Source organism: Polaribacter sp. Q13 (genome assembly GCF_016858305.2).
Taxonomy (GTDB): Bacteria; Bacteroidota; Bacteroidia; order Flavobacteriales; family Flavobacteriaceae; genus Polaribacter.
Genome location: NZ_CP074436.1, coordinates 2,929,879 through 2,946,648 on the forward strand (window position 1 = coordinate 2,929,879; position 16,770 = coordinate 2,946,648).

Genomic DNA, 16,770 nt, shown 5'->3' on the forward strand with positions numbered 1-16,770 from the left:
ACTAAAAATTTCTTTTTATTGGTCCTGTTAGATCTTCAATATTATCTTTTACAGAATTAATTCCTTTGTTAATGTCTTTTGTAATACTTTTTAATTCCTCATTAACGCCTTGAGTAACTTCTTTGGTAGAATCAGTTTCTGTTTTTGGTAATTTAGAACTTTCGTTAATTTCTCTCTTAATATCATTGGTTGCATCTTTTACCTGACGCATTCCTTTTCCTAATCCTCTGGCTATTTCAGGAATCTTATCTGCACCAAAAAGCATCACCACAATTAACATGACAACCATAACCTCTGGACCACTAATAAATAAAAGAGTAGAATTCATAAAACAAAGGTAAATATTTATTCAATATATAATCTTCACAAACTAAAATATTTGTAGTTTAGAAACAAAATATTTTAAAAATAGTGTAAATGCTTAAAAGAGTACTTGTAATTTTTATTTTAACCACTAGTATTGCTGGTTGTAAAGTAGTAAATCTATCAAATAATATAGATAAAATAATGACTACTCCTTTTTTTGAAAATCAATTTACAGGCATTTATATTTATGATGTAAAAGCAGATAAAGTACTTTATAATTATAATGCAGATAAGTATTTTACACCCGCAAGTAATACCAAAATTTTTACACTGTTTACCGGTTTAGAAATGTTACCAGATTCAATTCCGGCTTTTAAATACGCTGTAAATAAAGATACAATTACAATACAAGCCACAGGAGATCCTACTTTTTTACATCCATTTTTTAAAGATAGTACTGCTTTAAAATTGGCAAAAAAATATAAAAAAGTACATTTAATTACCAATAATATCTCTGATAAAAGATATGGACCAGGTTGGGCTTGGGAAGATTTTGATAGTTATTTTAGTCCAGAAAGAAGTGCTTTTCCTATGTATGGAAATGTAGTAGCAGTCCAAAATGAAGATTCCATAAATGTAACTCCTTATTATTTTGCTGATAAATTAAAAATAACGGATAAAAGTTACGGTAGAAAAGAGTTTTCTAATTCTTTTTACTTTGGAAGAAATAGAAAAAGAGATACTGAAATTCCGATGATTATAAGCGATTCTTTGCTTTTAAATCTCTGGAATGATATTTTACCTAACAAAGTAAGTTTAATTCATAAATCGACTTTAAAACCGTCTACAATTGCGTATAGTATTCCTAAAGACTCTTTGTTTAAAAGAATGATGGAAGTAAGCGATAATTTTTTAGCAGAACAGATTTTAGTTTTAGCTTCATCCACTCTTTCAGACACGTTAAGTTCTGCAAAAGCAAGAAACTATCTATTAGAAAATCAATTGAAAGATTTACAACAAAAACCACGTTGGGTAGATGGCTCTGGATTGAGTAGGTATAATTTATTTACACCCATTTCTTTTGTGGAAGTTTTAACCAAAATGTATCAAAAGATCCCTGAAGAACGATTGTTTCAATTTTTTCCTGTTGGAGGAAAAACAGGGACTTTAAAAAAATGGTTTTCTGGGAATCCAAAACCATATATTCATGCAAAATCTGGTACTTTGGGGAACAATTATAATTTAAGTGGTTACTTAATTACAAAATCTGGTAAGATTTTGATATTCAGTTATATGAATAATCATTTTATGCATTCTAATGCTGATGTAAAAAGTAAAATGCAAACTGTTTTTGAAGAGTTGAGAGATAATTATTAAAGTTTTTTTTTAAAAATATATTATGGAAGAATTAATAAACGACTTTAGTGGAGGAGTTTTTATTTGGCAAGTAATTCAAATAATATTTTTGGCGGCCGCGGTATATTTTTTATTCAAATTTTCGAGACGTTTTAGTAAAAAATAAATTTTACTGTTTTGTTATTAACAAGTATATTTATACTATATAATAAATTACTAAATCTAAATATCTAAAAATAATTAGAAAAGTAAATACTTTTTTTTAAACCCTTTGAATTTAGGGGATAAAATAAATTTTTACTGTTATATAGATAGTTAGAAAATCATAGTGCCTAGACGAAGTTTAGTGCATTTTAATCGCTGAATAACAGTAACCTCAACAATTCATTTTACTTGCTGATTAATAGCCTTAGAATTCTTTTTTTGGGATTTAAACGCATCAAAGGAATATGCTTTTTTAAACACTTTTTGAAGCCAGAAACTAAGATATTAATTGCTTATTTTTCAACGAAATTTTTTCTCCGATTTTTTTTTTAGTTTTTAATGAAATTAGTTATTAAACTTATTTGGAAAGTTATTGTTTGCGTTCTGGTTCAATCTGATCCAAAAAAAGAGTTCGTGAGTAACCATCCTTTTTTTTCTAAATCTAAATGCAAAAAATCTAGTAAATATTTGCTGATAAACTGTTTTATAAGTTATTACTTATTATCTTAATTCTGAGCATTCTGGTTCGATTTAGAAAAAAAAGGTGAATAGTGCATAAAATAAGCCATTGAGTGCAGTGAACTTTTGGCGGCACTACGTTATCTAACAACTTGTAAAGTTAATAGCTGTTTTTAGCTTGTTTGAGAAATATTTTTTTACTTTTACTGAAATGAGCGGTTTAAGAACTTATAGTGTGAAAGGCGCTACTAACCTTACAACCCTCCGTTAGCCATAATTAAAAAAAAATATGAGAAACCATCTACTTTTAATAGGAATAGACAGATACCCTAAATTTAAAGGAGAAGGAAGTTTACTCACTACCTGTGTTAAAGATGTTCAAGATTTTAAGTATGTATTACTTGAAAAGTATTTTTTTGAAAATGATTTTATTACTGAATTGATAAATGAAAATGCAACAAGTATTAACATACAAAATGAATTAGAAAACTATTCTCAGACTTTAAATGAAAAAGATAGTCTGATAATATATTTTTCTGGTCACGGTGGTTTAAAGAAAAGTTCTGATAGAGGTTTTTGGGTACCATCTGATGGACATCAAGAAAATACAACAAACTGGATAGGAAATGAAACAATTTTAAATCTAGTATCCAAAATAAATTCCAAGCATATAATTATTCTTTCAGATTGTTGTTTTGCAACATCTTTACTTCTTACCAACCCAAGTAAATCTACATCTATTGATTTAGATACATATAGTTCAAGATGGGCATTAACATCTGGAAGAGAAGTAACATATTGTGGTAGTAAAGGAGAGAATAGTTACTTCGGAGAAAGTATAATTGAATTTCTTTCAAATGCTAAAAATGACATTAGACTTGGTTCAATAATAGAATTTGTTAAGACTAGGTTTGACTCTAATTTATTACAGAAACCACAAGGTTACCCTCTTTCAGACCAAAATCATAAAGGAGGCGAATATATCTTTAAAATTAAAGACGTAAAAGAATTAGACAATAATCAATTTAGAGGATATAAGCTATTTAAAAAAATTATATCAAATTACACAACGTCTAACTTAATTGAGGAAATTGAAATCTATGAAAGTAAAGCGAACAAAATTGGTTTTCATTTAATTCGTGAAGAAGATAAAGTAAAGAGAAGTGTCACGTTTTACTTGTACTTATATGAAGGTATAATCCAAACAAAAACATTAGAATTTCTTAAAGAAAAACATCCTGTAATCTTTAAGAACAACACCATCATTTTTATTCCTAAAGAAAAAAATCAAGTAAATTTCGAAAAACGAAAAAATAATATTCAATCGTTATTTAAACCTTTAAACATCTATTATGTAGATGAATTCATAGAAGGTTTAATTGAAAAATATCTTGATGATGATGATGAGAAATATTTAAATATTAAAAATTTTATTGAACCAAATTATAAAAGTGAAAACTTAAATATTAAGAAATGGTTTGAAGAAACAGATAGTCCAATTCTTGTTGTAAAAGGAACTGCTGGAATTGGAAAAACAACTTTTGCAAAATATATTTCTGATGAATATAGCCAAACTAAAAGGAGAAATGTTTTATTTATAGACTCTTTTGAGATTCAAGAACAATTAAATAAACAACAAAGAACAGGAGACAAATTAGACTTGTATAACCTTTACATTGCTTCTAATTCTTCAAACGAGAGCTCTATTGACAAAGAATTATTTTCTTTAAGTATGGATGCAGGAAACTTACTTTTAATTGTTGATGGACTTGAAGAAATAGTTTCAAGGTCAGTTTATTTAGATATAGACCATTTCTTTAATTCAATAATAAGTTCTAATTCTGGCTTAGGAAATACTAAAATAGTTATCACTTCAAGGACATTTTTCTGGGACAAAACTAATATTATTGACAAATCAATTAAATCAATTGAATTAGAACCTTTTGATATAGAAAGAAGAGATAAGTTCTTCAATAAAAGTTTTAGACCTGACGAAAGAAAGGAGAAAAAAGCAATTTCCATTTCTGAAGATTTTAACATTCCTGATGAAAACAATATCGCGTACTACCATCCTTTCGTATTAGATATAATAAAAGAAATTGTTGAAAGTGACCAAGAAGTTTTATTTTCAGACTCTTCAGTTGAATCAAATTGGCTAAATCAGACGAATAAAATTGATTATATAATTTATAGAATTTGTGAAAGAGAAGAAAAAAGAGTAAAACAAATTCCAGTAGATTCTCAAATTCTTATTTTTAATCAACTTGCTATTTACAATAAAGGTTTTATAAAGGAAGATGAACTCAAAAGCTTCGTAATTAATACACTTAATTTAAAAGATATAGATAATAACACAATAAATTCGTTACAAACTCATCCTTTTCTATTATTCACAAGAAAAACTAAGCTATTTTCTTTTAAGTATGATTTTTTTGAAAATTATTTCACTAGTTTATTTCTAAGGAAAATGCTGGAAATTGATGATGAAAAACCTATAGATTTTGATTTAATCAAGCTTATTGGTCAAAAGTTAACACACGGTTCTGATACTATTAATTATATCGTAAAAAACACTAAAAATTGGACAGAAGACAATATCCTTAAAATACGTGATTTAATAGAACAAACAAATGAGTATGATTTAGATGATTATAAAACTAAACGAAAAGCCATATCTGGCTTATTTAATTTAGCTTTATCTATAAATATTAAGTTCTTTTCAATTAGTAGAGAGCATAACACGAAATTACTTTTAGATTTATTCTCTGTCGGTCACAATACATTAAATAATGTCAAACTAATGTATATAAATAGTTTAGAATCTAAAGTGCGCTTTAATTTTTCTAATATAACCTTTGAGAAGTGTGATTTTATACATTACAACTTATTTTGGGAGTGTAATAACAATAATAATACATTCTTTTATAATTGTAATTTAGAAGGATTAGGTAAAAATAAAAAAGCGACAACAATTCCAAAAGTTAATTTTATTAATTGTAACAATGAAGATAACAGTTTAGATTTAGCCTATGAAGTCAATAACGAAATCCAAGAAAATACTCTAAAAAAATCAAAATTATTACTTGAGAGTTTTACTCGTATTTTTTATTCAAATGGAAAATTTAAAAGATTGACCGATTGGATAGTTTTAGAACCAAATAAATTCGGTAAAATAAATTCGTTTGGTATTGATGGCAAAAATTTAGTAAAACTTTTACAAGATGAATTAATTCTTTTAAACGAAAAAGATAAAACATATAAGGATATGAAAACTTTTATTAACCCTAATCATAAAGAAGAGTTATTAAAGTTTATAACCGAAGGAAAACAAACAAAAAAAATAATTTCTATAATTGAATTAATTTCTAAACTAATGAAAAAATAACTATGGCTAACACCGTATATAATTTATTGCTGGCTTCTTGCCTACTTTCGAAAGTCCTCGCAGACTTTCTTGGTCGGTAATTATTTACTAAATTAGGTGCTTAAAACACGCAACAAACCATATACAACAACGTTGTAATTCATTGTTCAGAAAAATTGAAACGCTGAAAAAAAACGAATTAAATTTGTAAAAAAACTGGAAAACACTCAAATTCTGAATTGAAAATCTTTGTGGAATTCACTCAAGTTTGGAATTTAGCAATGTTGGAAAACTGAATTTTGTGGAACACTCTCTCGCGAATTACAAATCAACCGGAATTGAAAATCTTTGCGGAATTAAAACGTTGGAATTTACTCAAACTCGAAACCAAAAATGCGGAATTTTCTCACGGTTTTTTTTTAGAAAAAGTGTTTTAAAGTTAAAATGTAGGAAATCACTCAAACGCTGAAATGTTGAAAACGGAACCAAAATGTGTTTACTCAAATGTTTCACAACGAAATTACAACACCGTATAAAAAAAAATGCTAAATTAGTGCTTAACCAAAGGCTATTGCTTTTTTAAGTTTGCTTCTGAATTTCCTTCGGAAATTCCTCGCGCACTTAAAACGCAACTGTTTTTATACCAAAACGTTGTGCGTCATACAAGAAAAAACATATGTCAATTAAAGTTCATATAGATAGTATTACACTTGATATCCTTTCTAAAAGGCTAAAAAACGTGGTTAACCCAATGGGAATATTAAGATGGCTAAATAATTTCGAAAAAGAAGAGTTAACATTTGCAATTGATTTTATAAAACGTTTCACAATTTATACTTCAAATGAAATAGAAGAGATTTTTCATACTGAGCTAAATCAAGTCTTGAGAAAACTACCAAAAGAACAGAATTTAGTTATACACCCAATTGGAGAATTTGGAAAAAGCGGGAGTATGATGAGTTATCTAATAAAAAAGACAAATACGTTTAAATGTAATCCCGATAGAATTAAGTTATGCCAAAATAGTTCTATTTTAAACGATTATGATAGTTCTCATAATACATTAATATTAATAGATGATTTCATTGGTTCAGGTAAGTCAGTTAGTGATTATTACAATAGTGATTTAATAAATATCCGTAAAAAATATAACAAAGTAATATTCATAGGAGTCGCTGGAATGGAGTATGGAATTAATAAAATAAAAAATATTTTTGATGAAATACGAATACCTCATTCAAACATTTATAAAAAAGTTTTCTCTAGTGATGCCAATTTTTTTGGATATAGAAATCAAAAAGAACATAGAAAAATCGCTTATAAATATGGGGAAAAATTAACAAGGCCAGAAAAATTAAAATCAGGTAAATTAAAATATACGAGCGCGTTAGGATTTTCTAATTCTCAATCAATGGTTGGTTTTTTCTATGGTAGTCCAAATAATACTCTTCCAATATTTTGGCAAGAAAGTTCAACTGAGTTTAAATGGGTATCATTACTGCCTAGATTTAATCATCACAAAATCTCAAAAGCAAGAGATTTTAGAAAAAATATTTCTTTTGAATTAAGTCTGTTGCAAGAATTTGGAACAAATAGAATTCGAAAAGAATTTGTAACTTATGAAATAACTAGAGGTGAAAAAATATTTGACTCTGTAAATCATATTGATTTTTCTCTTTATGCAATTTTAAAATTGAAAAGAGAAGGTTTTTCCGATTTCAATATATGTCAAAGGTTAGGTATTTTGCATTCGGATTATTTAGAATATCTTAGCATTGGAAAAAAGAAAGGGATTTTCAATAAGAAATTAGAAATTTCTCTAAAAGGATTAGAACTATATAGTGATGCTAAGAAATGTATAAAGAACAGTTTTAATTTTAAGCATGAGAACAGAAATAGTTGTAATATTAAAGAAATTAATTACATACCAAAAACATTCAATGGGAAGTCATAAATGGCAAGCAATATCTTGTCTTAATACAAATTGTAATAAGAAAGGTGACTTGAACAGTTGTTCACGTTTAGCTGAAGTTACTTATCAACTTTCATACCACAACATCTCTGCAAGTATTCAAGAGTTGTGGCATAATACGCTTCGCATAATTTAAAAAAGAGTTGCCATTATGACTTACTCATTGGATATTTATAAAAAAAGAGCCGCTGAATTAAAAAGGAGTGAAGAATTCATAAAAGAAACTTCTGAATATATTGAATTAATTTCGAAAAAAGGATTTCCCCCTATTTTTTCTTTACCTCATTTATGTCTTACTTCATCCGTAAGTATAAAAAACACAATAACCATATGTGAATCAAATAGAAGAGTTTTTTATAAGCGATTCAAATTAAAAAAGAAAAAAGGCGGTTATCGTGTTATTCAAACCCCAGTAAGCGAATTGAAATTTCTTCAAAGGTGGATTCTGGATAATATTTTAGAGAAAATCCCTTCTCATCATTCTTGCAAAGGATTTGATAAGAACACATCAATTATAAAAAATGCAGAATGCCACCTTAATTCAGAATGTATTTTAAAAATAGACCTACTTCGATTTTTTGATTCAATCAATGAAAAACGAATTTATGGTATATTCAAATCATTAGGTTATAAAGAAAACTTATGTGTTTCATTCGCTAAAATTTGCACAATAGAACACGAAGAAAAATTCTATGACTCATTTGAAAAAAGTGAACAGAAACTAAAATCTTATTTAACTAATAAAAAAGAAGGTGTTTTACCTCAAGGAGCACCCAGTAGTCCAAAGCTAGCTAATTTAATTTTAAGGAGATTAGACCATAGATTATCTAAACTTTGTGAAAAAAGAAAAATTAATTATTCACGATACGCTGACGATTTGACCTTTTCTGGAAATAGCATAGAATTACAAATCATAAAGAAAATTGTTTATAAAATAATTCATAATGAAAATCTCTTTGTTAATTTTAGTAAAACCAAATTTCTTAAAAGAGGCAGTCCATTTTTTGTCACAGGTTTATCTGTACATAATAGCGAAGTAAAAGTTATAAGACGAAAAAAGAAAGAGGTTGAACATCATTTATTTCATTGTTTAAAAAATGGAGTTATGGGGCATTTAACAAAAGCTAAAATAACGAATAGAAACTTTAAAGATTGGTTATTTGGGAACATCTGCTTTATTTATTCTGTTGAGCCAATAATAGGTCAAGAATATTTTGATAAGTTTAATAAAGTTGATTGGCCAATATAAGTACGAACGCACAACACCGTATATAATTTATTGCTGGCCTCTCGCCTACTTACGAAAGTTCTCGCGGACTTTCTTGGTCGGTAATTATTTACTAAATTAGTAGCTTAAAACACGAACCAAACCAAACACAAGAACGTTACTTTTTTAAACATCTTCGTCACTATCATTCTTACTTTATAAAACATTAAAATTTGAAAATAAAGTATAAAATATTAGCTCCTTTTTATCGAAAAAAATCAAAAATTGAATGTCATCAAGTTTTAGTAAAATCTAATTCATATTATAAAAATCTTTCAGAAGTTCATAAAGCTAATTTTCAATTAAGAACATTGTTATTTATTTCTACAACAAACTTCAGTTCAGAGCCTGGTTTCATTGTAAATAAAAAAATGAAAATTATTATTTCGAGTGCTTTTGTTCAAATTACATTTGGATTAAAAACCGATACTTTAAATAAGTTTAATGATGTATTTATTTGTTGCCCCAAGTTCTTACTCTTATAAAAATAATACAGCCGTTTTTAAGGGTGATGTAAATATTGCAACTAAAAAGGTAAATATGTCTTGGCCTGCAATAGAAAAAGGTTTTAAAATTACAGATGATGCACTTAATTTATCTATTCACGAATTTGGTCATTGTTTAATTTTCGAGAATCATACAAGATCTTATTTCTCTAAAATATTTAATAATAGTGATTTTGAAAATTGGAAAAGTCAAGCAAAAACGAAATTTAAAAAAATAAAAGCGAAAGAAAACATCGTTTTAAGGGATTATGCAGGTACAAATCTTGTCGAGTTCTTTTCTGTTTCATTAGAAACCTTTTTTGAACAAGCAGCATATTTTAAAGAAAACGAGCCAGAATTGTATGAAAGTATGACGAAATTATTAAAGCAAGATCCAATTAATAAAAAGAATCCTATTTTATAATATTTACGGATTTTTAATCATTAGTGTCCGATTAATATTTTTTTTCAGTTTGATAAATCTTACAAAACAAGGGTTTTATGTGTTTTTTTTGATGATACCCTTGCTTTTTTAAAGTAAAATTACTGAGAAAAGGCAGACTAATTTTAATTTAAGTTACATCTCTTTGTCAAGGTATTAGAGTCAAGTCTTGGTTCTTGGTTCTAAAAGCGAAGCGGTCTTATGTCTTTTATCGGACAATAATGATTTTTAATCAACTATAAAATTAAACTTTGCTTGTCGATCGTACATAATAATGCTTCCTGCAACAGAAACATTTAAACTCAATTCCGATTTAAATTTTACTAAATGATGCGATTTTTCAATAGCTGCATTAGACAATCCATGATCTTCTGCGCCTAATAAATACACGCAACGTCTCGGATGTTTAAAAGTTTCTAATTGTACCGCTTTTTCATCTAATTCTACCCCCACTAACATGGCGCCTTTTGGCAAGTTGTTAAAGAAATCATCAAAATTTTCGTAATGAAAATAAGGCATTGCTCCAGTGGCTTTGTGCGTATCGCAAGCTTGTTTAGCATAGCGATTGCCAATAGTAAAAATAAAACTAGCACCCATATTTTGGGCAGAACGCCAAAGGACACCTAAATTTTCGGGTGTTTTTCCATTCTGAATTCCGATACCGAAAAAACCTTGTTCTAAATTATTTACCATTATTTTTTAATCAACATTCTTTTAATTTCATTCAACTTCATTAAGGCTTCAATAGGCGTTAAAGTATCAATATTTGTGGCTAAAATTTCTTCTTTAATGTTTTCTAATAACGGATCATCTAACTGAAAAAAGCTGAGTTGCATTTCTTCATTCTGTTCTTGTTTTAAAACGTCTTTAACTTCGGCGTTTTTATTGTTCTTTTCTAGTTTTGCCAAAATTTTATTCGCTCTATGAATCACCATATTCGGCATTCCTGCAAGTTTGGCAACATGAATACCAAAACTATGATCAGAGCCACCAGAAACCAATTTACGCAAGAAAATAATGGTGTTTTCTAATTCTTTTACAGACACATTAAAGTTTTTAATGCGCTCAAAAGAAGTAGTCATTTCATTTAATTCATGATAATGCGTTGCAAACAATGTTTTTGCTTTGGTTGGATGCTCGTGTAGGAACTCAGAAATGGCCCAAGCAATCGATATTCCGTCATAAGTAGACGTTCCTCTACCAATTTCATCTAAAAGAATTAAACTACGCTCAGAAACGTTATTTAAGATGGAAGCCGTTTCATTCATTTCTACCATAAAAGTAGATTCCCCCATCGAAATATTATCACTTGCACCAACTCTGGTAAAAATCTTATCTACAATACCAATTTTTGCATTCTGAGCCGGAACATAACTTCCCATTTGAGCCAATAAAACAATCAATGCTGTTTGTCTTAAAATGGCAGATTTACCAGACATATTCGGTCCGGTAATCATAATTATTTGTTGTTGAGTTCTATTCAACACAACATCATTTGCAATATAAGCTTGATCTATCGGTAACTGTTTTTCAATAACAGGATGACGACCATTTTTTATTTCTAAATCGGTGCTTTCATCCATAATCGGACGCACATAATTGTTATCTATTGCTAAAACAGAAAAAGAAAGTAAACAATCAATTTTTGCTATAACCTGTGCATTTTCTTGTACAACTTGTACATATTGAATGATATATTGTAATAACTTAGAAAATATTTCTTGTTCTATTTTGGCTATTTTTTCTTCTGCACCAAGAATTTTAGTTTCGTATTCTTTTAATTCTTCGGTAATATATCGTTCTGCATTTACCAAAGTTTGTTTACGAATCCATTCCTCTGGCACTTTGTCTTTATGAGAATTCCGAACTTCAATATAATAGCCAAAAACATTATTGAAAGAAATCTTTAAACTTGTAATTCCTGTGCGCTCTGTTTCACGCTTTAGCATGTTATCTAAATACTCTTTACCAGAGTTAGAAATGGCACGTAAATCGTCTAATTCTTGATGAACACCCGTTGCAATGGCATTTCCTTTGTTGATGTTTACCGGAGCATCATCAAATAAGGTTTCATTAATTTTTTCAATTAAATCTTGGCAAGTGTGTAATTGATTACCGAGTTGTTTTACTGCTTTATTTTTACTGCTTTCTGCGGATGTTTTTATCGGAAGAATTGCTTTTAAAGAATCTTTTAAAAGTACAATTTCTCTTGGCGAAGCTTTACCAGTTGCCACTTTAGAAATTAATCTTTCTAAATCGGATATTTGTTTTAGTTGATAGGTTACGGTCTGAGAAAATTCATCTGAATCAATAAAAAACTTGACCAATTCATGACGATTTTTAATCTCATCAATATTTTTTAAAGGAAGCGCCAACCAACGTTTTAGCAATCTTCCGCCCATGGGCGATATTGTTTTATCAATTACATTTAAAAGGGTAACTGCGTTGATGGAATTCGGGTTGTACAATTCTAAATTCCGAACCGTAAAACGATCCATCCAAACATAATTATCTTCAGCAATTCTGCTAATATGCTGAATGTGTTTTAACTGATTGTGTTGCGTTTCAGATAAATAGTACATCACTGCACCGGCAGCAATAATTCCGTTTTTAACATCTTCGATTCCAAAACCTTTTAAACTTTTTACTTCAAAATGATTTTGTAATGTTTCGTTGGCATATTCTTTTTGAAAAACCCAATCGTCTAAATAAAACGTGTAATAACGGTTTTCAAAAAGTTCTAAAAATTGTTGTTTGTGTTGTTTTTGAACCAAGACTTCACTCGGACTAAAATTTTGCAACAATTTATCTATGTATTCTGCATTTCCTTGCGCCACCAAATATTCACCTGTAGAAACATCTAAGAAAGAAATTCCGAGTTGTTTTTTATCAAAATGAACAGCTGCTAAAAAGTTATTGGTTTTGGTTTGTAACACTTCGTCGTTTAAAGAAACTCCGGGTGTAACCAATTCTGTAACACCACGTTTTACAATGGTTTTGGTCATTTTTGGGTCTTCTAACTGATCACAAATAGCAACACGCATTCCAAACTTTACCAACTTTGGTAAATAGGTATTTAATGAGTGATGCGGAAAACCTGCCAAAGCAGTTTCGGTTTCACTTCCGGCACCACGTTTTGTTAAGGTAATTCCTAAAACATCGGCAGCTTTTTTTGCGTCTTCACCAAAGGTTTCATAGAAATCTCCTACTCTAAAAAGTAACATTGCATCAGGATATTTATTCTTGATTGCGTTGTATTGTTTCATTAAAGGAGTTACCTTTTTTGCTTTTGATTTTGCCAAGTTTTTGGAAATTTTCAGTTAGTTTTGCGAAGATAGAAAAAGTAGGCAGTATTCAGTTGGCAGTTTGCCGTGAACTTATCCACAAGATATGAGAAAATTAAAGAATAACGAGTTAGGAAGAATTACAGTTGATGAATTTAAAATTGTTGAAAAGACGCCAATAATTGTAGTTTTAGATAATATTAGAAGTTTAAATAATATTGGTTCTGTTTTTAGAACTTCTGATGCTTTTTTGATTGAAAAAATCTATTTATGTGGTATTTGCGCTACTCCGCCAAACAAAGATATTCATAAAACGGCTTTAGGTGCAACAGAATCTGTAGCTTGGGAATATGTAGAAGATACCTTGACTTTAGTTGAAAAATTAAAGTCAGAAAATGTAAAAGTCCTGTCTATTGAACAAGCAGAAAATGCTACAATGCTCGACACTTTTTATCCGACGATAGGAGAGAAGTATGCTATTGTAATGGGTAATGAAGTTAAAGGAGTGCAACAAGAAGTGGTTAATGCCTCTGATTTGTGTATTGAAATTCCGCAATTGGGTACCAAACATTCTTTAAATATTTCTGTAACTACAGGAGTTGTTATTTGGGATTTATTTCAAAAAATGGGGAAATTATAGTTGGTTTAATTTATAAAATTCTATTTTTATAGTCTTCTAATTATTTGGCCCCTAATAAATGAAGTTTGAAGAAAATATTTTTTGCAGTAAAAACAAGTATTTGCTGTTACTCTTTTTAGTCAGTTTTTCTATTTTTTCTCAAGAGAAAAGTATAGATTCTTTAGATTATTTATTAAAAGAATACCAAAAAACTAAACAACTCCATATACCAAAACAAGCCTATCTATTATCAGAAAATACCAAAAATGATTCTTTAATTAGAATTACCTACATAAATTTTGGTATGAAAAGCTTTTTTAATGGAGACACTACAAATTTGAGTGTAACTGAAAAGAAGTTGCATCAATTTTATAATAGAACTAAAGATGCTTCTGCTTTAGCAAAAAGCTATTATTATAAGGGGCTTTATTTTAAGGTTAAATTTAAATTTGATAGCACTTTTTATTATTATAGCAAATCTAAAGACATTTCTGTACAGTTAAAAGATTCTTTAGAAGCAACCAGAAGGTTGTTGTCTATGGCTGCGCTTCAATATGATGAAAGAGATTATTTAGGAAGTGAAATTTCTATTATAGAAGGATTACGTTTTGTAGAACCTCGTATTAAAGGTTCGGGTCTAGAAAATTATCCTAATGAAGTTTTTTTTACGGGGCTTTTATATGAAAGGTTAGGAAATGTTTTATTCATGACAGATAGACAGGAAGAAGCTAGAAAAACGTATCTAAAATTCTTTGAAATCCAAAAGAAAAGTCCAGAATTAGATATAAAATACCAAGAGGCAAGATTGTTTAATCATTTAGCAACTACCTATGAGTCTGAAGGGAATTATACAGAAGCTATAAATTATTTTAAGAAAAGTTTAGCTATAGACAGTCTTCAATTTAAAAATGTTTATAGATATGAAACTGCATTGGGAGGTATTGCTTTTAATAATTTTTTATTAGGAAATAAAAAAGATGCATTAGAAGGGTATTTAGAGGTTTTAATACTTAGACAAGAAAGAAATTACAAAAGAGGTTTAGTATTGACTCATTCTAATTTAGGTAAAATTTATGAGGCAAATAAGGAAACTAAAAAAGCAATATTTCATTCTAATAAAGGATTAGAATTAGCGAAACAAATAAACTTCAATAGGTACACTTTAGACAATCTTTTACTTTTATCTCATTTGGTAAAAGGTGAAAAAGGGAGGCTGTTATTAGAAGAACATATTACTTTAAATGATAGTCTTTATAGAAGAGAAAGGTCTTTAAAAAATCAGTTTGCAAAAATTAGATATGAAACTGAAAAAAAGGACAAAGAAAACGTTGGTTTAAAGCAAGAAAACTCAAGAAAAAATTTAGAATTAGAGCGTCAGAAACAACAAAAAATTATTGGTTGGTTAATAGCTACTGCAAGTCTTTTATTTATCGGTTTTGCGGCAATTGTGGTTTCTAATAGAAGAAAAAAAATTATGTTTGAAGCAAAGATGCAAAAAATTGAAGCACGCGAAAAAGAGCGACAAAAAATTGCAAAATCTTTGCATGATGAGGTTGCTGGAGATATTAGAATGTTGCTTTTAAAGTTAGAAAACGCTAACCAACAAGAAGAAGCCAGAAGCTTAAATATTATTAAAGAAAATGTTAGAAATTTATCGCATCAATTAAGTAGTGAAAGTTTTGATAAAGTTTCATTTAAAAATCAGATAATTAATCTAGTATCAGATTTTTTTGAAATAGATTTTAAGATTAAAGTAAAAGAAATAGATAGCGTAAATTGGTTAGAAATAAACAATTCCATAAAAAGAACATTATTTTTATCGATAAGAGAAGGTATACAAAATGCAAAAAAACATGCAGCAGCAAAAATAGTTGTGTTAGAGTTTAGTGAAACAAATAACTCTATCTTTTTATCGATTTCTGATAACGGAAAAGGTTTTAATCTTACAGATAAGAAAAACGGAATAGGTTTAAAAAATATGAAAGAAAGAGTTAATGAAATTAATGGAATCTTTAATATTAAAAGTGAGGTAGAAAAAGGAACAAATATTAGTGTAGAAATCCCTAAGAATGGAAAATAAAACTAGAATTTTAATTGTTGATGATCATCAATTAGTAATACAAGGAATACTTTGCTCTTTAAAGGAAGTTGGCGATTTTGATGTGGTAACAACTAATACTTGTGACGACGCTTTCCGGTTGATAAAAAGCCACCAGAAAACCAACCCTTTTCACTTATTATTTACCGATTTAAGTTTTGATAATGCTACAGATGAAACCAATTTAGATGGGGGAGAAGAATTGATAAAAGCTATTAGAAATAATGAGTTTGATATTAAAATAGCAGTTATAACAGGGCATACAGAAACCAATAGAGTATATAATGTAATTAGTAATTTAAAACCAAATGCCTACCTATTAAAAAGCAAATGCGATGTTACAGAAATTGGTTTTGCTGTTCAAAAAATGTTAGCAAATAATTTTTATTATACCCATGAGATTCATCAAAAAATAATGCGTAGAAACATTGTTCAAATTCAAATGGATGATGTTGCTATTCAAATTTTAAAGGAGCTTCCAAAACACCCTAAAATAAGTAATTTAGAAGGTGTAATTACAAAACCAGATAGTTCTTTTTTAAAACTTCGTTCTATAGAAACTAAATTGTGTAACTTAAGAACAGATTTAAATGCAAAAAATAATACAGACCTAGTTCTTAAAGCAAAAGAATTAGGAATTATAGATTAACCTAAAAGAATAGGTGTGTTTGATTTTAAAACAACAATTATTTTTTTTGCGGAAAACCGCATTTTTAATTTCGGTTTTTTACATTTTACATTTTTACTATAGTAGTATGTTTGTGTAATAATTATATTACGTATAATTAAGGGGACAATTGCAGATATGCATTAAGGTATATCGAAAATGAAAAGAATAAAAATCTTTCAGTTTATCTGAAAGATTTTTTTTGTTTTTGGGAAGGACTTTAACTCTATTTTAATAGGTTTTAAGC

At 28.4% G+C, this 16,770-nt stretch carries 12 protein-coding genes; 9 read left to right on the forward strand and 3 right to left on the reverse strand.

Annotated elements, in window-relative coordinates:
• Position 1: 1 nt before the first annotated feature.
• The gene (locus JOP69_RS12255; RefSeq protein ID WP_203392876.1) at positions 2 to 328 is read right to left on the reverse strand and encodes a twin-arginine translocase TatA/TatE family subunit; all 327 of its coding nucleotides are present in this window, start codon (positions 326 to 328) and stop codon (positions 2 to 4) included.
• Positions 329 to 417: 89 nt separating this feature from the next.
• On the opposite strand from JOP69_RS12255, the gene JOP69_RS12260 reads away from it, so the two are divergent.
• The 6 genes from JOP69_RS12260 to JOP69_RS12285 all read left to right on the forward strand — a co-directional run bounded on the left by JOP69_RS12260 (position 418) and on the right by JOP69_RS12285 (position 9,837).
• Positions 418 to 1,683, forward strand: coding sequence for a D-alanyl-D-alanine carboxypeptidase (locus JOP69_RS12260; protein WP_203392877.1), 1,266 nt, complete (start codon positions 418 to 420; stop codon positions 1,681 to 1,683).
• A 931-nt stretch (positions 1,684 to 2,614) separates the two neighbouring features.
• Positions 2,615 to 5,710, forward strand: coding sequence for a caspase family protein (locus tag JOP69_RS12265; protein ID WP_203392878.1), 3,096 nt, complete (start codon positions 2,615 to 2,617; stop codon positions 5,708 to 5,710).
• 655 nt (positions 5,711 to 6,365) lie between these two features.
• Positions 6,366 to 7,643, forward strand: a complete 1,278-nt coding sequence (locus JOP69_RS12270) for a hypothetical protein (RefSeq protein WP_203392879.1) — start codon at positions 6,366 to 6,368, stop codon at positions 7,641 to 7,643.
• 169 nt (positions 7,644 to 7,812) lie between these two features.
• Positions 7,813 to 8,910 carry a reverse transcriptase family protein gene (locus tag JOP69_RS12275; protein ID WP_203392880.1) on the forward strand — a complete coding sequence of 366 codons (1,098 nt, stop codon included), beginning with the start codon at positions 7,813 to 7,815 and terminating at the stop codon, positions 8,908 to 8,910.
• Between the two features lie 191 nt (positions 8,911 to 9,101).
• Positions 9,102 to 9,413: a zinc-dependent peptidase gene (locus tag JOP69_RS18840; RefSeq protein WP_203392881.1), complete on the forward strand. Its 312-nt coding sequence runs from the start codon at positions 9,102 to 9,104 to the stop codon at positions 9,411 to 9,413.
• Positions 9,373 to 9,837, forward strand: coding sequence for a zinc-dependent peptidase (locus tag JOP69_RS12285; protein ID WP_203392882.1), 465 nt, complete (start codon positions 9,373 to 9,375; stop codon positions 9,835 to 9,837). The genes JOP69_RS18840 and JOP69_RS12285 overlap by 41 nt, the downstream gene beginning before the upstream one ends.
• A gap of 246 nt (positions 9,838 to 10,083) precedes the next feature.
• On the opposite strand, the gene JOP69_RS12290 is transcribed toward JOP69_RS12285, so the two are convergent.
• Together JOP69_RS12290 and mutS are read right to left on the reverse strand one after the other, a co-directional pair.
• Positions 10,084 to 10,548 carry an RNA methyltransferase gene (locus tag JOP69_RS12290; protein WP_203392883.1) on the reverse strand — a complete coding sequence of 155 codons (465 nt, stop codon included), beginning with the start codon at positions 10,546 to 10,548 and terminating at the stop codon, positions 10,084 to 10,086.
• The gene (gene mutS, locus JOP69_RS12295; RefSeq protein ID WP_203392884.1) at positions 10,548 to 13,157 is read right to left on the reverse strand and encodes a DNA mismatch repair protein MutS; all 2,610 of its coding nucleotides are present in this window, start codon (positions 13,155 to 13,157) and stop codon (positions 10,548 to 10,550) included. Before mutS ends, JOP69_RS12290 begins: the two co-directional genes overlap by 1 nt.
• An 88-nt stretch (positions 13,158 to 13,245) precedes the next feature.
• Between mutS and JOP69_RS12300 the strand changes: the two genes are divergently transcribed.
• From JOP69_RS12300 to JOP69_RS12310, 3 genes are read left to right on the forward strand one after another with little or no spacing between them, the layout of a single operon-like run.
• On the forward strand, positions 13,246 to 13,779 hold the full coding sequence (locus JOP69_RS12300; RefSeq protein WP_203392885.1) for an RNA methyltransferase: 534 nt from the start codon (positions 13,246 to 13,248) through the stop codon (positions 13,777 to 13,779).
• A 58-nt stretch (positions 13,780 to 13,837) separates the two neighbouring features.
• A complete protein-coding gene (locus tag JOP69_RS12305; RefSeq protein WP_203392886.1) occupies positions 13,838 to 15,838 on the forward strand; it encodes a tetratricopeptide repeat-containing sensor histidine kinase in 2,001 nt (666 codons plus the stop codon).
• Positions 15,828 to 16,505, forward strand: a complete 678-nt coding sequence (locus tag JOP69_RS12310) for a response regulator transcription factor (RefSeq protein ID WP_203392887.1) — start codon at positions 15,828 to 15,830, stop codon at positions 16,503 to 16,505. The genes JOP69_RS12305 and JOP69_RS12310 overlap by 11 nt, the downstream gene beginning before the upstream one ends.
• Positions 16,506 to 16,770 lie beyond the last annotated feature (265 nt).